Below are 16,716 nucleotides of genomic sequence, written 5' to 3' on the forward strand. Positions count from 1 at the left end.
TCACTTTGTGGCTTCTTTTTCTATTTAGTAGAAATAGGAAAAAGTACCTCAAATATGGTAAAATAAAAGGAGTATATTGTGAGGAAAATGGATGTCAACCACTTTTGAAATTTTAATGAATCAGTTGGGAATCCCCGCTGAGATAAGAAAACATGAGGCCTTCTCTCAGGCTGAAATAGAACAAGTTCTTGTGCATAAGCGCAGTAAAATCTGGGAGTTTCATTTTGTATTTGAGAATATTCTACCATTTGAGGTTTTTCTGGAACTGAAGAAGGGTCTGAAAGAAGAATTTTCAAAGACTGGAAATCAGGCTAGTTTTGAGATTAAAACTCGAAGTCAAGCTTTTTCAAGAGAGCTTTTACAGGCCTACTATAGGGAGGCTTTTTCAGATGGACCTTGTTCTAGTCAAGGATTTCGGACCATGTATCAGGATTTTCAGGTTCGATTTGAAAATGATCAGTTGATTATTGAGGCTTCTGAAGCAGCAGACACAGAGCATTTCAGGAAAAATCACCTGCCTAATCTTGTCAAACAGTTGGAAGAATTTGGTTTTCCTAAATTAACCTTCCGATTGGAAAAAAATGAGGACCTGACCAAGGAAGAACAAGAAATCTTCCATACAGAGAATCAAATGATTGTTCAGGCTGCTAATGACGAAACCCTTCGAGCTATGGAGCAACTGGAACAGATGACACCGCCCCCTCCAGTTGAGGACAAATCTGTCTTTGATTTCCAAGCCAAGAAGGCGGCTGCTAAGCCTAAACTTGACAAGGCAGAGATTACTCCAATGATTGAGGTCAATACCGAAGAAAATCGATTGGTTTTTGAAGGGGTTGTATTTGATGTGGAGCATAAGGTGACTAGAACAGGTCGTGTCTTGATTAATTTCAAGATGACTGACTATACGTCTAGTTTCTCTATGCAAAAATGGGTCAAAAATGAAGAGGAAGCTCAGAAGTTTGATATCATTAAGAAAAATTCATGGCTCCGTGTTCGTGGAAATGTCGAGGTCAATAATTTCACACGAGATTTGACCATGAATGTACAAGATGTGCAGGAAGTAGTTCACTATGAACGTAAGGACTTGATGCCAGAAGGTGAGCGTCGCGTTGAGTTTCATGCCCATACCAATATGTCGACTATGGATGCTCTTCCTGAGGTCGAAGAAATCGTTGGAACAGCAGCAAAATGGGGCCACAAAGCAGTGGCAATCACAGACCACGGTAATGTTCAGTCTTTCCCTCACGGTTATAAGGCAGCCAAGAAAGCTGGGATTCAGCTCATTTATGGAATGGAAGCAAATATCGTTGAGGATCGTGTTCCTATCGTCTATAACGAAGTGGAGATGGATCTTTCTGAAGCTACCTATGTAGTCTTTGACGTGGAAACGACTGGTCTATCTGCTATCTATAACGATTTGATTCAGGTGGCAGCTTCCAAGATGTATAAGGGTAATATCATTGCTGAGTTTGATGAGTTTATCAATCCAGGGCATCCTTTGTCAGCTTTTACAACTGAATTGACTGGGATTACTGATGACCATGTAAAAAATGCTAAACCCTTGGTTCAAGTTCTGAAAGAATTCCAAGAATTCTGTAAAGATACAGTTCTTGTAGCCCATAATGCAAGCTTTGACGTAGGTTTTATGAATGCCAACTATGAGCGTCACGGTCTTCCAAAAATTACTCAACCTGTCATCGATACGCTAGAGTTCGCTAGAAATCTCTATCCAGAGTACAAGCGACATGGTTTGGGACCCTTGACCAAACGTTTTGGTGTAGCTCTAGAACATCACCATATGGCCAACTATGATGCGGAAGCAACTGGCCGTCTGCTCTTTATCTTTATCAAAGAAGTAGCAGAAAAACACGGTGTGACGGACTTAGCACGATTAAACCTTGATTTAATCAGTCCAGACTCATATAAAAAAGCTCGAGTCAAGCATGCGACCATCTATGTAAAAAATCAGGTGGGCTTGAAAAATATCTTTAAGTTGGTGTCTCTCTCAAATACCCAGTACTTTGAAGGAGTTCCACGGATTCCACGTACGGTGCTAGATGCCCATCGAGAGGGTTTGATCTTAGGTTCAGCCTGTACAGAAGGGGAAGTCTTTGATGCAGTTGTGTCACAAGGGGTAGATGCGGCAGTCGAAGTAGCTAAATACTATGACTTTATCGAGGTGATGCCTCCGGCTATCTATGCCCCTCTGATTGCCAAAGAGCAGGTCAAGGACATGGAGGAACTTCAGACCATCATCAAGAGCTTGATTGAGGTCGGAGACCGTCTCGATAAGCCTGTTCTTGCGACAGGAAATGTCCACTATCTCGAACCTGAGGATGAGATTTATCGCGAAATCATCGTGCGAAGTCTGGGTCAGGGTGCTATGATTAACCGTACGATCGGTCACGGAGAAGCTGCCCAACCAGCTCCGCTACCCAAGGCACACTTTAGAACAACCAATGAAATGTTGGACGAATTTGCCTTTCTAGGAGAAGATTTGGCTCGTAAGATTGTCATTGAAAATACCAATGCCTTGGCAGAAATCTTTGAGCCTGTTGAGGTCGTTAAAGGCGACTTGTATACACCTTTCATTGAACAAGCCGAGGAAACGGTCGCCGAGTTAACCTATAAAAAAGCTTTTGAAATCTATGGAAATCCACTCCCAGATATCGTTGATTTACGGATTGAAAAGGAACTAACCTCTATTCTGGGGAATGGATTTGCTGTGATTTATCTGGCTTCACAGATGCTAGTACAGCGCTCCAATGAACGGGGTTACTTGGTTGGTTCTCGTGGGTCTGTTGGATCTAGTTTTGTTGCGACCATGATTGGAATTACCGAGGTCAATCCTCTCTCTCCTCACTATGTCTGTGGTCAGTGTCAGTACAGTGAATTTATCACGGATGGTTCCTACGGTTCAGGCTTTGATATGCCAAATAAAGACTGTCCAAACTGTGGCCACAAACTAAGCAAGAATGGCCAGGACATTCCTTTCGAGACCTTCCTTGGTTTTGATGGGGATAAGGTACCTGATATCGATTTGAACTTCTCAGGTGAAGACCAGCCAAGCGCCCACTTGGATGTTCGTGATATCTTTGGGGAAGAATATGCCTTCCGTGCAGGAACGGTTGGTACGGTGGCTGCTAAAACAGCCTATGGATTTGTCAAAGGTTACGAGCGTGACTATGGCAAATTCTACCGAGAAGCCGAAGTTGAGCGCTTAGCCCAAGGAGCTGCTGGTGTTAAACGTACGACCGGTCAGCACCCAGGAGGAATCGTTGTTATCCCTAACTATATGGATGTCTATGACTTTACTCCAGTACAGTATCCTGCAGATGATGTAACTGCTGAATGGCAGACCACTCACTTTAACTTCCACGATATCGATGAGAACGTCCTCAAGCTCGATGTCCTTGGTCATGATGATCCGACCATGATTCGCAAGCTCCAGGACTTGTCAGGCATTGATCCAAATGATATTCCTATGGATGATCCTGGTGTCATGGCTCTCTTTTCAGGCACAGATATCCTTGGAGTGACACCTGAGCAAATCGGTACCTCAACTGGTATGCTTGGTATTCCAGAGTTTGGAACTAACTTTGTTCGAGGGATGGTTGATGAAACCCATCCGACGACCTTTGCTGAGTTGCTTCAGCTTTCTGGTTTGTCTCACGGTACCGACGTATGGTTGGGAAATGCCCAAGACTTGATTAAGGCTGGAATTGCGGACCTATCAACCGTTATCGGATGTCGGGATGACATCATGGTTTACCTCATGCACGCAGGTCTAGATCCAAAGATGGCCTTTACCATCATGGAACGAGTGCGTAAGGGATTGTGGCTCAAAATATCAGAAGAAGAACGCAATGGTTATATCGAAGCCATGAAGGCCAATAATGTGCCTGAGTGGTATATCGAATCTTGTGGAAAAATCAAGTACATGTTTCCTAAAGCCCATGCGGCAGCTTACGTTATGATGGCCCTTCGAGTAGCCTACTTCAAGGTTCACCATCCGATTTATTATTACTGTGCTTACTTCTCAATCCGTGCCAAGGCCTTTGATATCAAGACCATGGGTGCAGGCTTGGATGCCATCAAGCGCAAGATGCAAGAAATTGCTGAAAAGCGGAAGAACAATGAAGCTTCCAACGTAGAAATTGACCTTTACACCACACTTGAAATCGTCAATGAGATGTGGGAACGTGGCTTCAAGTTTGGTAAGCTTGACCTCTATCGCAGTGATGCGACTGAATTCCTCATCGATGGGGACACCCTCATCCCGCCGTTTGTCGCTATGGATGGTCTGGGAGAGAACGTTGCCAAGCAATTGGTTCGTGCCCGCCAAGAGGGAGAATTCCTCTCTAAAACAGAACTCCGCAAGCGTGGAGGACTCTCATCAACCTTGGTTGAAAAGATGGATGAAATGGGAATTCTCGGCAATATGCCAGAGGACAATCAGTTGAGTTTGTTTGATGATTTGTTTTAAGAGGTAGAACGGAGGATATTTCATGAAACTAAGAATTTTTGCGGAAGACAAGCCGGCTGAGAAGGTGTTTGAGTATCAATTGGAACTTGCTGATCAGACAATTCTTCTATCGACAGCACTCTTGTCTAGTGCTATTGCTTTAGCAGGATTATTTTCTGCTTTGAAAGAAAAATAAAAATAGAAAAGAGAAACAAGATGGTTTTACCAAATTTTAAAGAAAATCTAGAAAAATACGCTAAGCTTTTGGTTGCAAACGGAGTGAACGTGCAACCTGGTCATACCTTGGCTCTCTCTATCGATGTGGAGCAACGCGAGTTGGCTCACTTAATCGTCAAAGAAGCCTATGCACTTGGAGTCCATGAAGTTATCGTTCAATGGGCAGATGATTTTGTAAACCGTGAAAAATTCCTTCACGCGCCGATGGAGCGTTTGGACAATGTGCCAGAATACAAGATTGCTGAGATGAACTACCTTCTTGAAAACAAAGCAAGTCGTCTCGGTGTTCGTTCTTCTGACCCAGGTGCCTTGAACGGAGTAGATGCTGAAAAACTCTCAGCTTCTGCTAAAGCTATGGGAATTGCCATGAAGCCAATGCGTATCGCAACTCAATCTAACAAGGTTAGCTGGACTGTAGCAGCAGCAGCTGGACTTGAGTGGGCTAAAAAAGTCTTTCCAAATGCTGCAAGCGACGAAGAAGCAGTGGATCTCCTTTGGGACCAAATTTTTAAGACTTGCCGTATCTACGAAGAAGATCCAGTTAAGGCTTGGGAAGAACATGCAGCAATCTTGAAGAGCAAGGCGCAAATGCTCAACAAAGAGCAATTCTCAGCTCTTCACTACACTGCTCCTGGAACAGACTTGACACTTGGCTTGCCGAAGAACCACGTTTGGGAATCTGCCGGAGCAATCAACGCTCAAGGCGAAGGTTTCTTGCCAAATATGCCAACAGAAGAGGTCTTTACAGCCCCTGATTTCCGTCGCGCAGATGGTTATGTAACATCTACAAAACCTCTTAGCTACAACGGAAATATCATCGAAGGCATCAAGGTGACCTTTGAAAATGGTCAAATCGTTGATATCACAGCTGAAAAGGGTGATCAGGTTATGAAGGATCTTGTCTTTAAGAATGCTGGTGCGCGTGCCTTGGGTGAATGTGCCTTGGTACCAGATCCAAGCCCAATTTCACAATCAGGAATTACTTTCTTTAACACCCTTTTTGATGAAAATGCTTCTAACCACTTGGCTATTGGTGCAGCCTATGCAACGAGCGTTGTTGGTGGAGCTGAGATGAGCGAAGAAGAGCTGGAAGCTGCAGGACTTAATCGTTCAGACGTTCACGTTGACTTTATGATTGGTTCGAACCAAATGGATATCGATGGTATCCGTGAGGATGGAACACGTGTACCACTCTTCCGTAATGGAGATTGGGCAATTTAAGGAGAAACTATGATTGGAAGTATGTTTGTCGGTCTTTTGATCGGACTATTAGCAGGAGCTATCACCAATCGTGGAGAACGGATGGGATGCTTCGGGAAAATGTTCCTGGGTTGGATTGGTGCTTTCCTGGGTCAAATGCTTTTTGGAACTTGGGGCCCTATCTTAGCTGATACGGCTATTATCCCATCAGTTTTAGGAGCCATGATTTTATTAGCCATCTTTTGGAAAAAAGACAGCTAGTTTTAACTTGCTAGAACAGATAAAGAGGTTGGAAATCTTCTAACCTCTTTTTTATGAGCTGAAAAAGACTGATATGCGACTAGCTTGGCTTTCAGTGACTGGTCCTTTTTATATTGCCTCAAGTATGGTACAATAAAAACATGAGAATTCAACAATTACACTATATTATCAAAATCGTAGAGACTGGTTCGATGAATGAGGCTGCCAAGCAACTCTTTATTACACAACCGAGTCTATCAAATGCCGTTCGTGACCTAGAAAATGAGATGGGAATTGAGATTTTTATCCGAAATCCTAAGGGAATTACCCTCACACGTGATGGGATGGAGTTTCTATCCTATGCCCGTCAGGTTGTCGAGCAAACGCAACTTCTAGAAGAACGCTATAAGAACCCAATCGCTCATCGCGAGCTTTTTAGTGTGTCTTCGCAACACTATGCCTTTGTAGTTAATGCCTTTGTTTCCTTGCTCAAGAAAAGCGATATGGAAAAGTACGAGCTTTTTTTGCGTGAAACCAGAACTTGGGAGATCATCGATGACGTCAAAAACTTCCGAAGTGAAGTGGGAGTTCTCTTTTTAAATAGCTATAACCGGGACGTTCTTTCGAAGATGTTGGATGACAACCATCTGGTTGCCCACCATCTCTTTACAGCCCAACCCCATATCTTTGTCAGCAAAACCAACCCTCTTGCTAAAAGAGACAAGGTGCAGTTGGCAGATCTAGAAGACTTCCCATACTTGAGCTATGACCAAGGTACCCATAATTCCTTCTACTTCTCAGAAGAGATTTTGTCACAAGAACACCACAAGAAATCCATCGTTGTTAGTGACCGTGCGACCTTGTTCAATCTCTTGATTGGTTTGGATGGCTATACCATCGCGACTGGTATCCTTAATAGTAACCTCAATGGAGACAATATCGTTTCGATTCCACTTGATATTGATGATCCCATTGAATTGGTTTATATCCAGCATGAGAAAACTAGCTTGTCTAAGATGGGTGAACGCTTCATCGAGTACCTACTTGAAGAAGTTCGCTTTGATAAGTAATTTGAATAAATGAGAAGAGAAAAGAAGAATGACGACATTAAATACAAATGATTTTGATTTTCACTTGCCTGAGGAGTTGATTGCACAAACACCTTTGGAAAAGCGCGATGCCTCTAAACTCTTGATGGTCAATCGCCAGACTGGAGAATTTCAAGATCGCCACTTTCACTCCATTATCGAAATGCTAGAGCCAGGTGATGCCCTGGTTATGAATGATACCCGCGTACTGCCAGCTCGACTTCATGGTCAAAAAGAAGAAACAGGGGGCCATGTTGAACTCTTGCTTTTGAAAAATACAGCAGGAGACGAATGGGAAGTACTGGCGAAGCCAGCCAAACGTCTCAAGGTCGGCACCCGCGTTATCTTTGGTGATGGTCGACTTAGCGCAGTCGTGACTGAGGAATTACCCCATGGCGGCCGTATTGTCCGTTTTGAATATGAGGGGATTTTCTTAGAAGTACTTGAAAGTCTTGGAGAAATGCCTTTGCCTCCGTATATCCACGAAAAATTGGATGACCGTGAACGTTACCAGACAGTCTATGCCAAGGAGAGTGGATCAGCCGCTGCCCCAACTGCAGGTTTGCATTTTACCAAAGAATTACTAGAAGAAATCCAGCAAAAAGGCGTTCATCTAGTCTACCTGACCTTGCACGTTGGACTTGGGACCTTTAGACCTGTTTCAGTAGATAATCTGGATGAGCACGAGATGCACTCAGAGTTTTATCAATTGTCTGAGGAAGCTGCAGCGACCTTGCGTCAGGTCAAAGAAAATGGTGGCCGTGTCATTGCTGTGGGGACAACCTCTATCCGTACGCTAGAGACTATCGGAAGCAAGTTTGACGGCCAAATCCAGGCCAATTCTGGCTGGACCAATATCTTTATCAAGCCAGGCTATGACTGGAAGGTGGTGGATGCTTTTTCTACTAACTTCCATTTGCCAAAGTCTACCTTGGTCATGCTTGTCTCAGCTTTTGCAGGCCGTGAATTGGTCCTCAAAGCCTACCAACATGCTATCGATGGGAAATACCGTTTCTTTAGCTTTGGCGATGCCATGTTTATCTACTAAAAAGCAATGAAATAAAGACTAGAGAAAGAAGGGCTATTCCTACTTGGATTAGCCTTTTTTCAATTTAACTAGCTATTGAATAAAAACGAAATAAATGATACACTGAAAGCAATGAGTTAGCCATCAAAATTATATGTAAAACTAGGCTAGCCACTTTAAACGACATATGTCAAAGGAGATTTTTATGACTAACAAAACATTGCGCTATACAAGCCTATCAGTACTGACCTTGTTAGCTGCTATTACATTAGCTGCTTGTGGTGGAAAGGCTGACAAGAATACTTCAGCTTCAAATCAAAAGGAAACAACAACTCAAGTAACGACGGCTTCAGCAAGTAAAACAGAAGCAGGCCAAAAAGAGGGGCAGAAGTCTGAGGCAAGTAGTGGGTCAGATGCTAAAACGACGCAAGCAGAACAAAAGGAAGATAAGCAAAAGTCACAAGAAGCTTACGCTAAATTTGTGGGAACTTGGGAAAATTATGCAGGAACAACTGCAACAGTTACATCTGATGGAATTGTAACAATCCAAAGTTCAAAAGGAACCTTTAATTATGAGATGGGACGAGTAGAGGAAAAAAATGGTTATTACTCAGCAGGCATCCAACTCGTTGATGGTGGAGAAGGTGCTCGCCTTATCTACACTCCAGCGGGAGTCCAAAATGAATTGACAGGTACAGATGGTAGCCAAGAAGTCTTGTCTATCGGCCAATCACCAAGTGACAAGGATAGTCATTTTTACCGTAACTAAGAATACCAGTAAGAAGTAAGGGTGTAGAAACGCCCTTGCTTTTTAAACAGTTTTAAAAGGAGTATAAAATGATAATGCCTTTTGTTTTTTTCTTTATCATCTTTATGTTATTCATCTTTGTTATAGCAGGGATTGTTTATTGGGCCATTAGCTACGCCAATAAACACAACAATGAATATCTAGCCTTTGCAACTGCGCACGGATATCAATTTGACCAAGCTCAAGGTAGAGACAACTATAGGGATTACTCAAGTAGAACGATATCTAGTACGCTTACTATAACTCCTACCCAAAGTCCCTATGTAGAAAAATATGCCAATTTCAGCTATTATCCTTTTGGGTGTGGTCATGAGAGAAAAGTTGCCTATGTCATCTCTGGTAACTACAAGGGTAAACAATTCCGGGCTTTCACTTATCATTTTAGAGGCAATACAATTGAGGGGACAGAAATAGGTGGTGTCTTTAATGTTGTCATGATTGAATGCCCAGATACACCAAAAGGTCAGCTTTCAGAGCAAGTTTTCTACGAAAATGGCTTTCTTTGTGGATATCAACATGGAAACCTAAACGTGGAAACCATTCATGATCGAGTGAACCAACTAGGAAATATTGCTCAAGGTTTATAATTCTCTCACTTTTTATCTTTCTTGGGAGAAAGTTCTGTCAATTGTGCCATAAAATTGGAGGAGTAAATGAAGAAAAAATCTCTTTTTCAGGGAAGTTTTAAGAAAAACAGTTGGTTAGAGGAGAAAGACAAGCATGCTTTTTAGGAAAGTGATTTATATAGGGGAGAGCGAAGGTCAGGCTATTTATGTTCATATCGACGAGCCACGAAATCCTCTAGCAGCTCCTAAAAGTAAATTTTTAGATACTGAGGCATCCCGTGGGAATCGAAAACACATTATCTGGTTGATTTGTGCTCTTTTGACGTTTAGTGGGATCATGCAGCTTTTTCCAGCAACGTGCTTTTTTACGGGTATCTATAGCTATGGAACCCTGATTTATTTTCTACTAACTTGGTTGCTGGAAGCCATTTTACTATTGGTGATCCTGGAGCGAGCACTCTACAAAAATGTTGCGTTAGCGCAACCTACCAGCAAGGAAAACTTCAGAAGAGCCGTCGATAGCAATCTCTTTTGGAATAATTTTTCAGATAAGAAGGTTACCCTTGGCAAGAAGCTAATTGCTTGGGTTTTCACAGTCTTTATGGCTGTCATGGGCTTAGCTGGTCCGATTTCTATCCTCTCCATGCTCGTTTTAAAGATGATGGGAACACCAATCGGCAGTGAGCTATTCCCTTTAAGCCTGATGGGGATTTTGCCGGCTGTCGCAGCTCTATTGCTGTGGCAAAATAATATGATTCGATGGCTGAAGGCAGTTGAACGGTACAGAAATAGTCGAGTTAAGAAGTAAATATAACAAAGGAAATAGAAAGAGGTCAATATGTTTTTTCTTAGACGCCGTCTGGAATACAAAGAATATCTGGGAATTAGCGACCGCGAATGGTACAGCAAACGCTATTATAAGAAGTTAATCAAAAACGGTCAGCTAGAAGAGGAGTAGTGGGATATGAACCGTCAGTCAGAAGCATTAAATAAGGAATATTTTCAAGCGCTGGGTTCCACGCGAGCCTCTGTTAGAATGTTGAGTTTGACCTGGGCTGGTTTGTTTGTATTGAGTATCGACCTGACTCATGTATACTTTTTTATCAAGGAGCAGTTCACAGTAGATCCCTTTTCTAATGTCCCTTTTCTTTTTCTGTGTTTCCTTCTATTGCTCATGCTGGTCTGTCAGATTATGTCATTCAGCAAGACATTCATCTATAAACATCAACTCTTTAGTACTGCGATGCTCTTTGTACTAATCAATGGGATTCATCTTTCATTGGTTTTAATGGATTATATCCTCACTATTTTAACGAATGAGGTTCTAAAAAATTCGCTGATCTACTCGCTGATTTATTGGTTAAGTTCCATTGGTTTATTCATGGGGTTAATTGTTTATAATGCCAGTTGGTTAAAAAAGCAACTAAGAAAAGGATTTTCAGAAAAACGAACAACTGCTAACTATATAGCCTTTTCAAGTGTTTACAGTAAACCATCCCTTTGGATTATTATAGGAGTTACTTTGTTAGGCGGAGGATTGGCTAGTTTATCCGGTTATTATTTGCAAACATTTGGGATTGTGAGCAATATAGTGTTTATTTCAGCTTTTTCAAGATTAATCGTCGAAGTTGGCTATCTCTTTTATCTAAGAAGTAAGGATAAGACCTATTGGGAAGAAGGACCGAAGGAAACCAAGAGTCAGTCCTTTTTGAAAACCATAGATTTCAAAAAGGCCAAGCACCGCTTAACTACAGAAATTGTCTTATTTTTGACTCTTGCAGTATGTTTGAAGATACTTAAGATAAATGTTGAAAATAGCCCGATTTGGCTTATATGGACAATAAGAACTTTTGGTTATTCAATTCTTTTGGATACCACTATTAGTTTTATTTATTATCAGATTAAAAAGAAGAGATAGAGAGAAAGAAGAATCAGAAAGCCTTCTTTGACTATTTAGAAAGAGGTGGTAAGAGTAATGTTAGATAAAATGAAACAGTTTAAGTGGTTGATAATAGTATCTTTTATCTTATTAGTCATTCCTTTGTATCTCGCTTATAAGAATTCTCAAGAATCCAGTACTCTAAAAACAGCTTTTGAAAAACAGGATAGAATCGCAGTTCTTCATTATTTAATGACGTCGGAAAAGTATGCATCTCAAATACGTGAAGCGGGGTACATCATTCCATCTGATGGTGCTATTCGTCTAGATGGAGTTATTTATCCGCTTGAAATAGAAGGAGAAGTACATTTGAAAATCAGCCCTCCTCAGAAAGATGCAAAAGATTTTCAGTTATTTTTTATTACACAAGTTAATGAAAAACAAACATATGTAGCTTTCGTGTTAGATAAAGACCTTAATTTAATTTATTCTAACTATTCTCAGGATAACGACAGTGGAAAAAGAGAAGGAGTCTCTATCTCGCAATCCGAAGAAGATCGTCTGTTGAAAACTGTTCGAGGAGAGATTGATGGCTTCATGGAAAATATGTATCGGATCTTATATGCCTAAGTATAGATATAGGTGCTACTACAGACATTCGTGATTATTCGAGCCCGTTCTTTACTTTTTGTTTTATTTAAAAAGGAATCGTAAAGTGTGAGTCCCCATTCAAGTTGCAAGAAAGGAAGACGAAATGGATGCTGAGTAACTAAAGAGACTGTCTAACATTTTATACTCTGAAAGCAAGGCTGAAGCTGTGAAACTAGTTCAGTCTATCAACAGTGAAGATGAACTCTTTATCTTGCTTGATAATTATAACTGGGGCAATGGTTTTGACCATATTAGTCCTCCAAGAAAGCAATGAGCTCTTTTGAAAACTCCTCTGCATATTGGAAGATCGAACCGTGACCAGCATTTGGATAGATGATGAGCTTACTATCTTTTATTTTCTCATGCATATCATAAGAATTTTCTGTTGGAACCTGCATATCCTTGTCCCCGTTGACGATTAAGGTTGGTTGGGTGATAAATCTTAGGTCGTCTTGAGAATCTTTCCCCCAACGTTTAATGGCTTTGAGTTGAGTCAAGAAACCAGGCACACTCATGTCTTTGTCCGCAAATTCCTTGGTTCGCATTCCCATTCGTCCGAGAACTTTCAAAGCTTCGATTTTTCCTTGTTCATCATGGTTATAGAAGATATAGCGTTTAGGATCGATGCGCTCGAGTCCAGCTTTAAACATATAGTTAAATGTTTTCCCTGTGACCTTATCAATCTCTTTTCCACCTCGAGGTCCTGTTCCTGCTATAATGAGACGATTGACCAAATCAGGCTTGATTCGGACCATTTCTTGGGCAATCATCCCTCCCATAGAAAGACCTAGGAGATTGATTTTATCGTAACCAAGGGATTGAATAAAGGCAATCGTCTGCTCAGCCATTCCAGAAATGGTTGGGGCCACTTTTCCTTGACTGGCTCCCACACCAGGAAGGTCGACCACAATCACATGGTGCTTTTCAGCAATCAAGTCCAAAAGTTTTGGATCCCAGTTGTCGAGGGTTGCTGCCAAGTGGACCAGCATCAGAAGAGGTAGTTTTGATTTGCCTTTGCTGAGTTCGCGATAGGCAATTTTGTTCCCTTCAACAGTGATGTATTGATTTTTAGTTGTAAGATATGACATTGTCTTTTCCTTTTTATTTCTTAAAGCTGAGGACAGTTTTTCCACGTGAGCGACCATTAGCGACCTTGTCTAAGGCGCTATTCACTTCTTCAAATGGATAGACTGTATCGATAGATGGCTTGATTTCTAATTTGCTAAAGAGGTCAGCTACCTCTTGTAATTGAGCACCATTGCTTTCCACAAAGATAAAATGGTAGTGAACGCCGTATTTGTCAGCCATCTTATCAAATTTGCGACCAGCTAAGCCAAGAATCATCTGTTTCCATTTTGGCAGGTTCATGCGTTTGGCAAAGTCACCATTTGGCATAGCACGGAGGGAAACAAGCTGACCACCTTTTTTCATGATAGACATTTGTTTTTCAGTCTCAGCGCCACCAAGGGTATCGAGGACATAATCAACCTGGCTAACAGTTTTTGTATAATCCTCTGTTTTATAATCGATAAAGCGGTCTGCTCCTAGGTTCAATACACGCTCAGCGCTATCTCCAGCCCCATTGGTAATGACCTTCAAACCTTTAGCCTTAGCAATCGGAATGGCCATACCGCCGACACCGCCTGTACCACCAGAGATAAAGATGGTTTTGCCAGCTTGAGCCCCCATGAGTTCTAAGGCTTGCATAATGGTTAAGGCAGTCAAAGGAACAGCAGCGGCTTCCTCGTCAGACAGATAGTCTGGAACCTTGGCTAGAGCCTGACTATCGACAGCTACGTATTCTGCAAAGGCACCAATATGATTAAGTGGTAAACGCCCAAAAACTCGGTCTCCGACTTTGAGATTTTTGACTTGTCTACCTGTCTCTTCAATGATACCGACCACTTCATTTCCAGCAGTTTGTGGAAGTTTGTAAGGGACGATCACCTTTACTTCACCACGGGAAATCATGTTATCCAGAGGATTAACACCAGCTGCGGTGACTTTGACCAAAACTTCTTTGTCTGTGATGCTTGGTTTTGCGATTTCTGTGATGTTTAGTGTGATATTGTTTTTGTTATAAGTAGTATGTTGTGCGACTTTCATTGTCTACCCTTTTCTATTTTTTGTTGTATCCGATAGAGATACAAGCATAGTCTTTTTAAAACTGATCTGCATGCAAATCAGTTTCGTTTTTGTTTGGCATCTTTATAAAGATTGTTAATGACATCTTCTAAGGTTTGCTGGGCTAGTTCCTTATCAAGTTGAGCTTCAGCGCTAGCAAATAGTGGCGAAATGGCAGCTTGAATATGTTTCCCTACTGGGCAATCCGGATTGCTATTTTGGTGAACGGGAAATAAGCTGATGTGGTTGACTTCTTGTGTGGAAAAATAAATCTCAAGTAAGGTCACTTCCTTTGGGGACTTACTGAGTTGATAGCCTGTTTTTCCTTGATGGGAAGTAATTAAGCCAGCGTTTTTCAATAAGGCAATCACCTTACGAATATAACTAGCGTTGGTTCCGACGCTCTCAGCCAGAGCTTGTGAACTTAAGGTATCCTTGCTCTCGCTAATCATGGTTAGGATATGTAAGGCTACTGAAAATTTTGTATCCATATAAACTCCTTTGGATAACTTGTATCTAATACGAGAACAAGTATATCACAAATAAAATGAAAAGCAAGACTTTTGTTTTAAATTTTTAAAATATTTTTGAAGAGTGTCATCAGATTAGAGATGTCTGGAAAGGCAGTTCATAAAAAATAGTGAGATAAACTTGTTTTAAAGAAACAGCATCTCCCCTCTCTGCTTGATCAAACATATCTTAGTTTGTGCCTAGTAAACTTTGTTTAATAATCTAATTATATGTTATTTCATTCCGTTTTTTTGTTCTTTTCAAAGCGTTATGAGGACTTGAAACTTCTTTTATGATTTTTAATTAGTAAAATGTTGAACTATAGGGAATATTGTGTCATAATAGGTAATAGATGAATAATTAATAGATTGGAAATAATGCTTTCTTACCTTAACAAGTTGAATTGGTTATACATTTTTTCGTCGCAATTGTGTCTATCTCTCGAGTTTAGCTAGTTTTTATAAGCTCTGGTTTCTAATCAATATAACAAATTTTAGAAGTGCATAAGACAAGATGGTGACATTGCTACAGTCAGTCGCCATGTCTTGCTGGCACAGGCTGTTTGTGCCGTCAGCTATTTACCAGTCAATTTGATCAAAGGGCTTAATTATTATTTTTGAAAGGTCTTTTATGGAAAAAATTCTTTCTTTAGGTCTGACAGGTAAGAAATTACTTGCTCAGGGGTTCTTGTTTGTTCTGCTAGGTCTCATCTTGATGGTCACGGGGACTTGGTTGCCAGTAAAGGTTATTCGACTGGTTCTGTTTTTAGCTTGGATTGCAACGGTCTTAGATTTAGTATTACGTATTTTCAAAAAAAGTCAGTCAACGGACACCTTGGGAGTTGCACTGGTTAAATTGTTAGTGCTGGGATATTTGCTTGGCTCCAATCTTGCGACGGATGTGCCGATTTATATTTTGGCTCTTGTGATTGGAATTTCTCAGATTTTTCATGCTAGTATCAACCTTGTCACCTATGTTCTCTACCGCAAAAACAAAATTCGACCTCGTTTTCGTCTCTTACTAGATGGACTCGTACTAGTTTTTCTTGGTGGGACTAGTCTTTTGTCCTCTACAGGAAATTCTGTCTTTCAACTCTTTGTATTAGGGGCTTATTTTTTCCTTTATGGTGTGTCCAATATCCGTGATGGTTTCTTGTTTGAGGAGGAAATTGGGAAAAACCATCTCAAACGTCGTGTAAGAATGAGCTTACCTATTGTCCTAGCCGCTCTCATCCCTGCAAGTACTTTAGCAAAAATCAACAAATTCATGCAGGAAAATGCTGATGAGAGAGAGGATATCCATCTTGGAATGGTGAAGTCTGGTAAGACAGCGGAGCTTGAAATTTTTGTTCATACAGCTGAGACCTCTCTGTTTTCGGCAATTGGTCATGTGGATATCTGCTATCAAGGCCGTGTTATTTCTTATGGAAACTATGATCCGTCATCTGAGACCTTATTTGGTATGGTTGGAGATGGTGTTTTATATTTTTGCGACCGTGATAAGTACATTGACTTATGTAAACGGGAGAGTCAAAAAACGCTATTTGGTTACGGAATAGATTTGACACCGGAAATGGAAGAAGCGGTTCAGGAAAAATTAGCTGAATTAAAACAACTGACGATTCCATGGGAGCCAAGTGCAGATAAAATCATGACAGGTGATGGTAAGGAAGACTACACCTACGCTTATAAAATCAGACATGAGACAGATGGGGAACTTTATAAATTTATCAAATCTAAGTTTAAATCCTACTTTGTCTTATCTACAAACTGTGTGCTCTTGGCTGATACCATAGTCGGTCAGGCTGGCACCGATATCCTCTCACCCAAAGGATTTATCGCTCCAGGAACTTACCAAGCCTACCTTAATCGAGAGTTTGAAAAACCAAATAGCATAGTCGTATCTAAACATGTTTATTAAG

At 41.0% G+C, this 16,716-nt stretch carries 15 protein-coding genes and 1 pseudogene; 13 read left to right on the plus strand and 3 right to left on the minus strand.

Annotated features, from left to right (window positions below):
• Nucleotides 1-91 precede the first annotated feature (91 nt).
• The 12 genes and pseudogenes from BQ2679_RS02250 (at nucleotide 92) to BQ2679_RS02295 (ending at nucleotide 12,140) form a co-directional block, all read left to right on the plus strand.
• Nucleotides 92-4,486 (plus strand): PolC-type DNA polymerase III, encoded by a 4,395-nt coding sequence (locus BQ2679_RS02250; RefSeq protein WP_075565742.1) that lies wholly within the window; start codon nucleotides 92-94, stop codon nucleotides 4,484-4,486.
• Between the two features lie 22 nt (nucleotides 4,487-4,508).
• Nucleotides 4,509-4,661 (plus strand): hypothetical protein, encoded by a 153-nt coding sequence (locus BQ2679_RS10570; RefSeq protein WP_033687279.1) that lies wholly within the window; start codon nucleotides 4,509-4,511, stop codon nucleotides 4,659-4,661.
• A gap of 20 nt (nucleotides 4,662-4,681) precedes the next feature.
• The gene (locus BQ2679_RS02255; protein ID WP_075565744.1) at nucleotides 4,682-5,923 is read left to right on the plus strand and encodes an aminopeptidase; all 1,242 of its coding nucleotides are present in this window, start codon (nucleotides 4,682-4,684) and stop codon (nucleotides 5,921-5,923) included.
• Between the two features lie 9 nt (nucleotides 5,924-5,932).
• Nucleotides 5,933-6,163: a GlsB/YeaQ/YmgE family stress response membrane protein gene (locus BQ2679_RS02260; RefSeq protein ID WP_006154630.1), complete on the plus strand. Its 231-nt coding sequence runs from the start codon at nucleotides 5,933-5,935 to the stop codon at nucleotides 6,161-6,163.
• A gap of 140 nt (nucleotides 6,164-6,303) precedes the next feature.
• Nucleotides 6,304-7,212, plus strand: coding sequence for a LysR family transcriptional regulator (locus BQ2679_RS02265; RefSeq protein ID WP_004250738.1), 909 nt, complete (start codon nucleotides 6,304-6,306; stop codon nucleotides 7,210-7,212).
• A 28-nt stretch (nucleotides 7,213-7,240) separates the two neighbouring features.
• Entirely contained in the window at nucleotides 7,241-8,278 is a 1,038-nt protein-coding gene (gene queA / locus BQ2679_RS02270; RefSeq protein WP_075565746.1) for a tRNA preQ1(34) S-adenosylmethionine ribosyltransferase-isomerase QueA, read from the plus strand.
• A gap of 184 nt (nucleotides 8,279-8,462) precedes the next feature.
• Nucleotides 8,463-9,026: an ABC transporter substrate-binding protein gene (locus BQ2679_RS02275; protein ID WP_075565748.1), complete on the plus strand. Its 564-nt coding sequence runs from the start codon at nucleotides 8,463-8,465 to the stop codon at nucleotides 9,024-9,026.
• A 71-nt stretch (nucleotides 9,027-9,097) separates the two neighbouring features.
• The gene (locus BQ2679_RS02280) at nucleotides 9,098-9,652 is read left to right on the plus strand and encodes a hypothetical protein (RefSeq protein ID WP_075566088.1); all 555 of its coding nucleotides are present in this window, start codon (nucleotides 9,098-9,100) and stop codon (nucleotides 9,650-9,652) included.
• Between the two features lie 133 nt (nucleotides 9,653-9,785).
• Nucleotides 9,786-10,439: a hypothetical protein gene (locus BQ2679_RS02285; RefSeq protein WP_075565754.1), complete on the plus strand. Its 654-nt coding sequence runs from the start codon at nucleotides 9,786-9,788 to the stop codon at nucleotides 10,437-10,439.
• A gap of 54 nt (nucleotides 10,440-10,493) precedes the next feature.
• Nucleotides 10,494-10,589 (plus strand): annotated as a pseudogene (locus tag BQ2679_RS10575) (beta-carotene 15,15'-monooxygenase); the annotation flags it as partial.
• Between the two features lie 6 nt (nucleotides 10,590-10,595).
• Nucleotides 10,596-11,549, plus strand: a complete 954-nt coding sequence (locus BQ2679_RS02290; RefSeq protein WP_075565757.1) for a hypothetical protein — start codon at nucleotides 10,596-10,598, stop codon at nucleotides 11,547-11,549.
• Nucleotides 11,550-11,606: 57 nt separating this feature from the next.
• A complete protein-coding gene (locus BQ2679_RS02295; RefSeq protein ID WP_075565760.1) occupies nucleotides 11,607-12,140 on the plus strand; it encodes a thiol-disulfide isomerase in 534 nt (177 codons plus the stop codon).
• 272 nt (nucleotides 12,141-12,412) lie between these two features.
• On the opposite strand, the gene BQ2679_RS02300 is transcribed toward BQ2679_RS02295, so the two are convergent.
• From BQ2679_RS02300 to BQ2679_RS02310, 3 genes are all read right to left on the minus strand, one after another.
• Nucleotides 12,413-13,249, minus strand: coding sequence for an alpha/beta fold hydrolase (locus tag BQ2679_RS02300; protein WP_060955223.1), 837 nt, complete (start codon nucleotides 13,247-13,249; stop codon nucleotides 12,413-12,415).
• Nucleotides 13,250-13,262: 13 nt separating this feature from the next.
• Nucleotides 13,263-14,267, minus strand: a complete 1,005-nt coding sequence (locus tag BQ2679_RS02305) for an NADP-dependent oxidoreductase (protein ID WP_060955224.1) — start codon at nucleotides 14,265-14,267, stop codon at nucleotides 13,263-13,265.
• A 77-nt stretch (nucleotides 14,268-14,344) separates the two neighbouring features.
• The gene (locus tag BQ2679_RS02310) at nucleotides 14,345-14,776 is read right to left on the minus strand and encodes an Rrf2 family transcriptional regulator (protein ID WP_060955225.1); all 432 of its coding nucleotides are present in this window, start codon (nucleotides 14,774-14,776) and stop codon (nucleotides 14,345-14,347) included.
• A 649-nt stretch (nucleotides 14,777-15,425) separates the two neighbouring features.
• Between BQ2679_RS02310 and BQ2679_RS02315 the strand changes: the two genes are divergently transcribed.
• Nucleotides 15,426-16,715: a hypothetical protein gene (locus BQ2679_RS02315; RefSeq protein WP_075565762.1), complete on the plus strand. Its 1,290-nt coding sequence runs from the start codon at nucleotides 15,426-15,428 to the stop codon at nucleotides 16,713-16,715.
• The last annotated feature ends 1 nt before the right edge of the window (nucleotide 16,716 follow it).

Origin of the sequence: Streptococcus timonensis, from assembly GCF_900095845.1 — a bacterium.
GTDB classification, from domain to species: Bacteria; Bacillota; Bacilli; order Lactobacillales; family Streptococcaceae; genus Streptococcus; species Streptococcus timonensis.